This is a genomic window from Leucobacter soli, assembly GCF_042659205.1.
GTDB lineage: Bacteria > Actinomycetota > Actinomycetes > Actinomycetales > Microbacteriaceae > Leucobacter > Leucobacter soli.
On record NZ_JBHSRW010000082.1, the window covers coordinates 1 to 9,789 of the forward strand.

Sequence of the window (9,789 nt, forward strand, 5' to 3'; positions counted from 1 at the left end):
GCCGGGCATGGATCGCGGCCGCATCGGCCAGCGTCCGCAACTGGACGACCCCGTCGATCCGGCACCCCGGCACCTCGAGGGCGCGGTTCTCGGCTCCGGTCGCGAGGATCAGCCGGTCGTAGCGCAGTCCGGTGCTGCGGTGCTCGTCGCCGTCGAGACGCACCGTGCGGGCTGCTCGGTCGATCTCCGTCACGCGGCAGCGCCGGAGGTGGTCGATCCGCTGCTCGGCGAAGAACTCCGGCCCGCGGAGCGGCAGCGGCTCCAGCCGGCCGCCGCCGGAGAGCTCCTTGGAGAGCGGCGGCTTCTGGTACGGATGGTCGGGGTCCTCACCGACGAGGGTGATCGCTCCGACCCATCCCTCGGTGCGCAGGGAGTCGGCGAGCTGCACCCCAGCATGCCCGTCGCCGACGATCACGATCCGTTCCTGCTCTGCGGGCATGGCTCAGATCTGGCTCTCGGGCAGCGTGACCTCGATGCGCGCGACCTCGGGTCCGGCGAACAGCTGGCAGCCGAGCCGCGAATTCGGCAGTCGGTCCTCCGACGTGCAGTCGAGCATCTCGTCTTCGTCCTCGCCGACCTCGGGCGGATCCGCCCCCGCGTAGCGATCGACGTAGACATGGCACGTGGCGCACATCGCCTGCCCGCCGCACTCCCCCACGATGCCGGGCACGCCGTTCGTGACCGCCGCTCACATCACGGACATGCCGGCGGCGGCCTCCTCCTGGCGGACGCCGCCGTCGGGCTGGGTGAAGATGATGGTCGTCATGAGGATCCTTTCGTTCAGAGGAGCACCGGCAGGCGGCGGGGCGACCGGAAGTGCCAGCCGGTGACGGGGATCTCGGCGCCCGGTTCCAGGCGGAGATCCGGCGCCGCGACCAGGAGCTCCTCGAGCGCGACGCGCATGATCGCCCGCCCGAAGGCGTTGCCCGCGCACACGTGCATGCCGCCGCCGAACGCGATGTGGCGGCGGTTCTCGCGGTCGATGTCGAAGCGCTCGGGGTCCGCGAACTGCGCCGGATCGCGGTTGGCGGCGCTCAGCATGAGGTAGACCGCGTCACCGGGCTGCAGGCGAACTCCGCCCAGCTCGGTCTCCTCGACGACCTGCCGTTCGGTATGCCCGATCGGCGAGATCCAGCGGATCCCCTCCTCGACGGCACGCAGCACCAGGGCGGGGTCCTCGCGCACGCGCTGCAGCTGCTCGGGCTCGACGAGCAGGCCGTACATCGCCGAGGCGCAGCCGTGCCCGGGCTCCTGCATCCCGCCCGTGATGTAGACGGCGAGGGTCGGCAGGATCTCCTCCAGCGTCCGCGGATCCCCCGCGTCGCGCCCGCCGTGGATCATGTGCGAGAGCGCCGTGTCGTCGGGTTCGCCGCGCAGACGCTCGACCATCGGCGCGACGACGCGGGCGATGTCCGCTCGCGTCGCGTCGGAACGGGCGAACCCGGCCTCGGCGAGCGACTCGTTCGTGAGCCCCGAGACCATTCCGGCGAACCAGTCGCGCAGGGTGTCGTCGTCGATCTCCTGCAGCCCGAGCAGGTCGCCGAGACAGCGGACGCTGATCGGCTCGAAGTACTCGGCCACCAGATCGGCCGAAGCGCGTTCCAGCAGACGCTCCAGTCGACGTTTCACGACCGGTCGGATCACGGACTCGAGGTGGTCCCGGACCACCCGGGGGCGCAGGGGTCCGTCGACGGCCCGCCGGAGGCCCCTGTGCAGTTCGCCGTTGGAGGCGAGGATCGTCGGCGTCCCGAACACCCGATCGCCCCGGGCGCGACCGAGACCGCCCTCGAGCCCGGTGAAGCGCTCGGGGTGCAGGAGGACGCGCTCGCAATCCTCCCAGCGGGTGACGAGGTAGGCGCCCAACGGCTCGTACCAGTGGAGCGGAGCCTCCTGCCGGAGCCGATCGAAGATCGGGTAGGGGTCGCGGGTCAGGTCGTGCTCGTTGACGGCTTCGGCGAGCGGGCGATCCGGGTCGCTCGCAGAAGAGACCGCCGCGACGGGCGCAAGGGACATGGCAGCACTCCAATGTGTCGGTTTGTTGATATTAGCGTATCATTAAATCGACACGCGCGAACAGCATGATTCGGGCCGCCCGAGCGGCGCGCGGCGGTGCGGTACGGACGCGTCAGTCCTGCCGGGTTCGGGAGACGGCGATCCAGTACTCGGCCGGTACGTCTCCGAGGTTGCTCCAGGTGTGCGTGCGATCCGAGGGGAACGTCGCGAAGTCCCCCGGCGCGAGCGTGGCGGACTCGCCGTCGACGGAGACCGTGATCCGCCCCGCCGAGACGAGGACGTGCTCGCTCGCGCCGACGCCGTGACTGGCCGAGGTCGTGAACGTTCCCGGGGCGTACTCGATGCGGTGGAACTCGAGCATCAGCGCGCCGAGCCGTCGCGTGTGCACAAGGTTCCCCCCGGTCCCGGATCCGGCCTCGTCCACGCCCTCCCCCCTCCGCACCACCAGCAGCCGCTGCGCGGTCCGGACCGGGGTCAGCAGCTCCGCCGTGTCGACCCCGAGCACCTCCGCCAGCGCCTCGAGCGTGCCGATCGTCGGGTTCCCGTGGCCGAGCTCGAGCTGCGAGAGCGTGGTCTTGCCGATGCCGGATGCCGCCGACAGCCCGGCGAGCGAGAAGCCGCCCCGCTCGCGCAGGTGACGCAGGTTCGCGGCGATATCATCGACCAGGTGGTGCATGTCACTCCTCGCTGTGCGGGTCCACGGCCCCGGGATCGCGGCGGGCGAAGCCGCGTCCTCCGCGCTCCACTCTGCCATGTCCCGCACCGCGCAGCCTCGACGCCTCGCGGCTTCGGGACTTCACAGTTCTGCAACACGGCGTTGCGTAGAGTGTGAGAGTCGAGTCGGCGCACCCGCCGCGTGGCGGTCGGGGCATCGACCGCTCACGACATCGACCACCGGAGGGAGGGAGGATCGATGAGCGACCTGCTCGAACGTCTGATCCGCGCAGCGAGCCATTCCGGGGTGCGCGGCGTCCTGACCGCGCTCGAGACGCATCTCGGCGTGCGCAGCGCCGTCTTCGCGATGGGCGGCGCACCGATCGAAGCGCGCCCGGCGCAGGTCTCCTGGGGGTACCAGGAGGTACTCGCGGCGGGCGCCAAGGAGCACCCCGGCGACGGGCTGCACGTGTTCCCGATCAAGAACGACGCCGGCACGATCATCGCGTTCTTCTCCGTCGAGGCGCCCGGGGGGATGCGCACCGACCTGGCGTCGGCGGCAGAGCTGATCACCATGGAGCTGCGGCGGATGGGGGCGAAGGCCGAGGGCGAGCGCGCCCTGTTCCGCGACGTCCTGGACGACATCGTGGTCGAGCGCTCGCGACCGGCAGAGATCCTGAGCCGCCTGCAGACGCTGGGGCTCTCGGTCGAGGACGAGGTGAAGGTGCTGGTCGGCTCCTGCCGCTCCCCCGCGGACAAGCTCTCGACGACCCCGTGGGAGACATTCTCCGTCGCAGGGCGGCTGCACGCGCCCTTCCTGCGCACCGCCTACCGCGGCGCGATGGTCATGATCATCCCGGACGCCGACGTGGCCGAGGAGCTCGCGCCGACACTGCTGGAGGCGCTCGAAGAGCTCGGCACGCCCGCCTCCGTCGGGATCAGCGCACTCGCCTCGCTCGGGGGGATCCGAGCCGCCTACTTCCAGGCGCTGGCCGCGTCGACCAACGGACCCGGCCTCCAGCGCAGCGGAACGCTCGACCTCGCGCAGCTGCTCGCGCAGAGCCGCGTCCCCGCGAGCCTGGTCACCGCGTCCACCCACCTGCTTGCCCCGCTGATCGAGTACGACGAACGCTACGGCACCGACTACCTCAGCACGCTCCGCGCCTACCTCCAGCACGACCGCAAGGTCGTCCGCGTGGCCGAGGTGTTCTTCATGCACCGCAACACCATCCGCTACCGCCTCAACCAGATCGCGGAGATTCTCAAGACCGACATCGACTCGACGCGCACGCTCGTCAACCTCACGATCGCCATGCAGCTCCACGAGGCGGGGTTCACGCCGCAGGGCGGCCGGTTCACCACCTGAGCCGTCCGGGCCGGGGCCCGGATCCGCGCACGGATCCGGGCCCGGTCGACATCCCGGCAACCGCCCCTGGGCAGCGGCACAATCATGCGGTCGGAACGGCGCAGCCGGACCCATCGCTGCCGCGATGCGCACCCCTACGCTCAGGAGAGCCGAGCGGACCCGAGGTCCGAAGCGCCTGCCGCCCGGCGACGCCCAGCACCCCAGAGAAGAGAGAAGCAGCATGGTGACGAACAGCGTGGAATGGCTCCCGATCCCCGGCAAGGAGCATCTCGATCTGCCCCTGTCGATGGGAGCGGCCCACGGGAGCCTCCTGGTGATGACCCAGATCCCGCAGCAGGAGGACGGCACGCTGAATCTCGGCTCCGCCGAGGAGCAGACCCGCCAGGTGATGCGCAACTTCCAGGTCGAGCTCGAGAAGGCCGGAAGCAGCCTGTCGCAGGTCCTCACGATCACCATCTACGTCGCCGATGTCGCGGACGCACCCGCCGTCGCGAAGGTCTGGGGCGAGTTCTACCCCGGCCGCGGGCCCGGGCGCGCCACACTGGGCGTCGCCTTCCCCACGCCGGGGCTCAAGGTCGAGATGACCGCCTTCGCCATCCGCGGATAGGCCGGGCCGGGCGGGGCTCCTCCTGAGCGGAGCTCCCGCCGGGCACGCCCGCCCTCAGCGCTTCGCGAGCGCCTCCGAGATCGACAGGGTGTTCTCGAGCAGCTCGCGCGTGTAGGGGTGCTGCGGATCGGCCAGGACCTGCTCGGTGGCGCCGCTCTCGACGATCCTCCCCGACTCCATCACGATGACCCGATCGGCGATCTGCTTCACCAGCGCCAGGTTGTGAGTGACGAACAGCATCGACACCTCCTGCTCCGCCTGCAGGCGGAGCAGGACCTCGACGACCTGCTTCTGCACGATCACGTCGAGGGCCGAGGTGATCTCGTCGCAGATCAGCACCTTCGGGTCGACCACCAGCGCGCGGGCGATCGCCACGCGCTGCCGCTCGCCGCCCGAGAGCTCGTTGGGCATCTGGTCGAGCACCGAGAGGCGCAGGCCGACCAGCTCCAGTGCCTCCTCGGTGGCGGCGCGCCGCTCCTCGGCACTGCCCGAGCGCACCGTCGCGTAGGCGAAGTCGAGGGACTGGCCGATCGTGTGCTTCGGGTTGAGCGAGTTGAACGGGCTCTGGAAGATGTACTGCAGCTCGCGCACGTTCCGCCGACTGCGCCGGCGCGCCTTCGGCTTCAGCGTCTCGGAGCCCCAGCTGACCCGGCCGGAGTAGTTCGGATGCAGACCGATGATCGCGCGCGAGAGCGTGGTCTTCCCGGACCCCGACTCCCCCACGACGGCGACGCACTCGCCCGGGCGCACCTCGAAATCGAGGTCGTGACCGACGGCGACCGAGCGGTAGCGCAGCTCGAGACCCTCGCCGCGGAGCACCTCCCTGCCGGGAGCCTCCCCGCCGCGCCCGTCGCCGTCGCGCGCGCCGGGATCCGCGGACGGCAACCCCAGCTCGTCGCGCCAGGTCGACCCGCTGGCGGCGTCCGGCGCCGCGGCGAGCAGCCGTCGCGTGTACTCGTGCTCCGGCGCGCTGAGCACCTGCCCCACCGGGCCCGACTCGACGATCTCGCCGTCGTTCATCACGATGACGTGGTCGGCGATGTCCGCGACCACGGCCAGGTCGTGCGTCACGTACAGGCCGGCGATGCCGTGCTCGCTGCACAGGCGCCGCACGAGCTCGAGAACACGAGTCTGCGTCTTCACATCGAGGCCGGTGGTGGGCTCGTCGAGGATCAGCACGGGCGGCTTCGCCACGACCGCCATCGCGATGCCGACGCGCTGCAGCTGACCGCCCGAGAGCTGGTGCGGGAACCGGCGGAGGAAGGGCTCGTCGCTCGGCAGACCGACGTCGTCGAGCGCCAGCTGCACGTACTCGGCCCGCGTCGCGGCACTCTCGAAGCGGGGATCCCCGGAGGTCCGCAGCACTTCGTCGATCTGCGCACCGATCCGAATCGCGGGGTTCAGCGCCGCGCGGGGATCCTGCGGCACGTAGGCGACCGTGCGCCCTCGCAGTCGGCGCAGCGACTCGGGGTCCAGCGCCCGCACATCGTGCCCGGCGACGACTATCCGGCCACCGGTGATCGTGGCGCCGTGCCGGGCGAAACCGAGCAGCGACATCGCCGACGTGGTCTTGCCCGACCCCGATTCGCCGACCACGCCGAGGATCTCTCCCGCGCGGATCGTGAAGCCCACCGAGTCGACGATCCGGCGCCCGTTCCCGTCGAGCTCGATGACGAGATCCTCGACCTCGACCTCGACTCCTGCATCGAGTCCATGCTCCGACATCAGGCCTTCTTCCTTCCGATCAGGCGGCTGAAGCCGTCGGTGATGAGGTTGGTGCCGATCGCGAACGCGGCGATCAGCAGCAGCGGCACGACGGCGCCCCACGGCTGCATGGCGAGGTAGGACTTGTTCTCGTTGACCATCAGCCCCCAGTCGGCCATCGGCGCGGAGACGCCGAAGCCGAGCACGCTGATGCTCGCGAGCGCCGCGACCGACCAGACGATCCGCAGGCCGAACTCGACCGCGAGCGTCGGCACGATGTTCGGCAGCACCTGGGTGCGCACCACGCGCCAGGTCGACGCGCCGAGCGCCTCCGCGTACTCGACGAACTCCCGCTCGGCGACCTCGAGCGCGACCGCCCGGGTGACGCGGAGGATCTGCGGGCTGTGACTGATTCCCACGACCACGACGAGCAACCAGAGGTCGTGCCCGAAGATCGTGACGATCAAGAGGGTGAACACGATGTGCGGGAACGACATCATGACGTCGGTGGCGCGCATGAGGATCTCGTCGAACCAGCCGCGCCGGTAGGCGGCGAGCAGGCCGAGCGGCACACCGATGCACATGCCGAGGAACGCGGCGAGCACCGACATGATCACGACGGTGCGGCCGCCGTGGAGCACCCGCGAGAGCACGTCGTAGCCGGAGACGTCGGTGCCGAGCGGCGTCTCCGCGCTCGGCGGGCTGAAGGGCGCGGCGACATAGGTGCCGTAGTCGTGCGGCGCGATGAAGGGGCCGACGAAGGCCAGCAGGACGACGAGGAGCACCAGGATCGCACCGATGAGGATCCGCACATCGCCCAGGGCGCGGCGCAGGATCGGCGTCGTCCCGCGGCGCCGGCCCGACCCGGTGAGGGCCATCTGTACCGTGGTCATTTCGTCCTCAGTTTCGGGGTCGCGAGCACCGTGAAGATGTCGGCGAGCAGGTTGAACAGGATGATCCCGGCCGAGAAGATCAGCACGATGGCCTGGATCGTCGGGATGTCGCGGCGCTCCACCCCCTGCGTCAGCGCCGAGCCGAGCCCCGGATAGTTGAAGAGGTACTCGATGATCACGGTGCCGCCGAGCAGGAAGGCGAAGGAGAGCGCGATCGCCTGGATACCGGGGATGATCGCGTTGCGGAGAGCGTGCCGGAAGATCACGAGCCGCCGCGGCAGTCCCTTCACCTCGGCCATGAGCACGTACTCCGAGTCGAGCACTTCGAGCATCGAGGCGCGCATCTGGCGCGAGGTGTAGGGCAGCAGCGCGATGACGAGCGTGAGCACCGGGAGGATGAGCAGGACCGGGTCGGCGAACGGCCCGGCGCCCGGCGCGATGGGCGACGTGGCAGGCAGGACGTGGAAGAGTCCGAGCGAGAGCAGCAGGATCAGGAGGATCCCGATCACGAACTCGGGCAGGCTCGCGATGATCACCGAGATGATGTTCACGAAGCCGTCCATGAAGCCCTTCGGCTTCACCGCTGCCAGCACGCCCATGATGAAGGCGAGGGGCAGTCCGATCACGGCCGCGCAGATCATCAGGGTGAAGGTGTTCGATGCGCGGAACGCGATCGTCGGGCCGATCGCGTCGCCCGAGGTGAGCGAGTTGCCGAGGTCGCCGCTGAGCACCCCGCCGATCCAGTTCGCGTACTGCTGCCAGATCGGCAGGTTCAGCCCCATCTGCTCGCGCAGGATCTCGACTTGACCCGGCCGCGCGTCGGCGCCGAGCACGACCGCCGCGGCGTCGCCCGGCAGCACCATCGTGACCAGGAAGATGAGGAGCGACACGATGAACATGATGAGCAGGCTGACGAGCAGCCGCCCCCCGATCCACCGGTACCGCTTCAGGAACTCCTTCGTTCCGCCTCCGCCGCTGCCGCGGGAGAGGGTGAGCGCCTCTGTAGACATGTCTGCCTTCCTTCCGGGGAACGGCGGTGCGCGCCGGGCTGCTCAGCCCCGGCGCGCACCGCCGTTCCGCCTATCGCCGAGCGTTCGGATCGCTCACTCGGCGAATGCGAGCGAGTTGAACGAGCGGTTGATGCCGAGGCCCGACGCGTCCTCCTCGATCATGCCGACGACCTTCTCGTTGTAGCCGTACACGGTGTTGGTGTAGACGGGAACGATGAAGCCGCCGCGCTCGAACTGGATCTCCTGCAGCCGCTTGACTGCCGCGGCCTGCTCGTCCGGATCCATGGTAAGCGACGCCTGCTCGAAGGCCTCGTTGAACTCGTCGTCCGAGAAGCCGGTCATGTTGAATCCGGGCTCCGGCCCGTCCGCGAGAGCCGCCATCGGCAGGACGTGGGTGAGGGGGAAGCCCTCCGCACTGAAATCCCACTTGTCGCCCGGGTTGTCGGCCCAGTACTCGCCCGGCTGCAGCACGTCGACCCGGAGGTCGACGCCGATCTCCTTGGCGTTCTCGGCCATGACCTTGGCGAGCGGTTCGTAGCTCGCCGTGACCGTCAGAGGGATGGTGCCGGCCGTGGTGAGGCCCGACTTCTCGGCGAGCTCCTTCGCCTTGGTCAGGTCCTGGGAGCGCTGCAGGCTCGTGTCGAGGTTCGGATCGAACGCGCCGTAGATGTCGGAGGCGACGCGGCCGCGGCCTCCGTAGACCGCGTCGAGCACCTGCTGGCGGTCGATCGCGTAGCGCATGGCCTGGCGCGCGTCGACGTTCGAGAACGGGCCGTCGCCGTTGACCTTCATCGTCAGCGGGAAGATGTAGCTGGTCGGGGCATCGGTGGTGAGGTAGCCGGTGCCCGCTTCGACGCGGGCGGCCTGGATCGGCGGGATCTTGGCGGCGTCGAGCTGGCCGGAGAGCAGCGCGTTGATGCGGGTGTCGTCGTCGACGATGCCGTGGATCTCGAGCTCGTCGAACGACGCCACCTGGCCGTGGTAGTTGTCGAAGCGCTCGAACTGGACCAGGCCGTTCTTGTCGTACGCGACCAGCTTGAACGGGCCGGTCGAGACCGGGTTCTCCAGGTCGAAGTCGACGGGGACCAGGCCCATGATGCCGCCGTCCGCGATGTTCAGGTCGAACCAGCTCATCGGGGATTTGAGGGTGAGCTCGACCGTGTTCGCGTCGAGCGCCTTCATGGTCTTGATCTGCGTGAACTGGCTGCGCGCGGTGGCGCCCAGCTCGGGATCGAGGATGCGCTCGATCGAGAAGATCACGTCGTCGGCGTCGAGGGTCTTGCCGTGGTGGAACTCGACCCCTTCCTTGATGCGCAGCGTCCAGACGTCGCCGGTCTCGTTCGGGGTCAGCTCCTCGGCCAGTACGTTCGTGATGCTGCCCGAGTTGCCGATGATGTTGATCTGCTCGTAGAACGAGGCGCAGATGAACGAGTTCATGCGGTCGCCGAACGACTTGTGCGGATCGAGCAGGGCCGCGGCGTCGCCGCCCTCGGTGCCGATGCGGAAGAGCCCGCCCGCGACGGCGGCACCGCCGCCGGCACC

At 69.7% G+C, this 9,789-nt stretch carries 10 protein-coding genes; 2 read left to right on the forward strand and 8 right to left on the reverse strand.

Going from position 1 to position 9,789, the window contains the following annotated elements; all coding sequences use genetic code 11:
- The 4 genes from ACFPZL_RS06985 to ACFPZL_RS07000 all read right to left on the reverse strand — a co-directional run.
- Positions 1-439, reverse strand: a 439-nt coding sequence (locus ACFPZL_RS06985) for an FAD-dependent oxidoreductase (RefSeq protein ID WP_382334953.1), incomplete at its 3' end; no start/stop codon positions are given.
- A 3-nt stretch (positions 440-442) separates the two neighbouring features.
- Positions 443-670 (reverse strand): 2Fe-2S iron-sulfur cluster-binding family protein, encoded by a 228-nt coding sequence (locus ACFPZL_RS06990; protein WP_328798019.1) that lies wholly within the window; start codon positions 668-670, stop codon positions 443-445.
- Between the two features lie 110 nt (positions 671-780).
- Positions 781-2,013 carry a cytochrome P450 gene (locus ACFPZL_RS06995; RefSeq protein WP_218114907.1) on the reverse strand — a complete coding sequence of 411 codons (1,233 nt, stop codon included), beginning with the start codon at positions 2,011-2,013 and terminating at the stop codon, positions 781-783.
- A gap of 112 nt (positions 2,014-2,125) precedes the next feature.
- The gene (locus ACFPZL_RS07000; protein ID WP_218114908.1) at positions 2,126-2,767 is read right to left on the reverse strand and encodes a helix-turn-helix domain-containing protein; all 642 of its coding nucleotides are present in this window, start codon (positions 2,765-2,767) and stop codon (positions 2,126-2,128) included.
- Between the two features lie 159 nt (positions 2,768-2,926).
- Here ACFPZL_RS07000 and ACFPZL_RS07005 point away from each other — a divergent pair, with 159 nt between their 5' ends.
- Together ACFPZL_RS07005 and ACFPZL_RS07010 are read left to right on the forward strand one after the other, a co-directional pair.
- A complete protein-coding gene (locus ACFPZL_RS07005; RefSeq protein WP_218114909.1) occupies positions 2,927-4,033 on the forward strand; it encodes a PucR family transcriptional regulator in 1,107 nt (368 codons plus the stop codon).
- Positions 4,034-4,253: 220 nt separating this feature from the next.
- Positions 4,254-4,640 (forward strand): RidA family protein, encoded by a 387-nt coding sequence (locus ACFPZL_RS07010; RefSeq protein WP_218114910.1) that lies wholly within the window; start codon positions 4,254-4,256, stop codon positions 4,638-4,640.
- A 54-nt stretch (positions 4,641-4,694) separates the two neighbouring features.
- On the opposite strand, the gene ACFPZL_RS07015 is transcribed toward ACFPZL_RS07010, so the two are convergent.
- The 4 genes from ACFPZL_RS07015 to ACFPZL_RS07030 form a co-directional block, all read right to left on the reverse strand.
- Positions 4,695-6,365, reverse strand: coding sequence for an ATP-binding cassette domain-containing protein (locus ACFPZL_RS07015; protein WP_218114911.1), 1,671 nt, complete (start codon positions 6,363-6,365; stop codon positions 4,695-4,697).
- Positions 6,365-7,237, reverse strand: coding sequence for an ABC transporter permease (locus ACFPZL_RS07020; protein ID WP_218114912.1), 873 nt, complete (start codon positions 7,235-7,237; stop codon positions 6,365-6,367). The genes ACFPZL_RS07015 and ACFPZL_RS07020 overlap by 1 nt, the downstream gene beginning before the upstream one ends.
- Positions 7,234-8,247, reverse strand: a complete 1,014-nt coding sequence (locus ACFPZL_RS07025; RefSeq protein WP_218114913.1) for an ABC transporter permease — start codon at positions 8,245-8,247, stop codon at positions 7,234-7,236. Before ACFPZL_RS07025 ends, ACFPZL_RS07020 begins: the two co-directional genes overlap by 4 nt.
- A gap of 93 nt (positions 8,248-8,340) precedes the next feature.
- Positions 8,341-9,789, reverse strand: a 1,449-nt coding sequence (locus tag ACFPZL_RS07030; protein ID WP_382334956.1) for an ABC transporter substrate-binding protein, incomplete at its 5' end; no start/stop codon positions are given.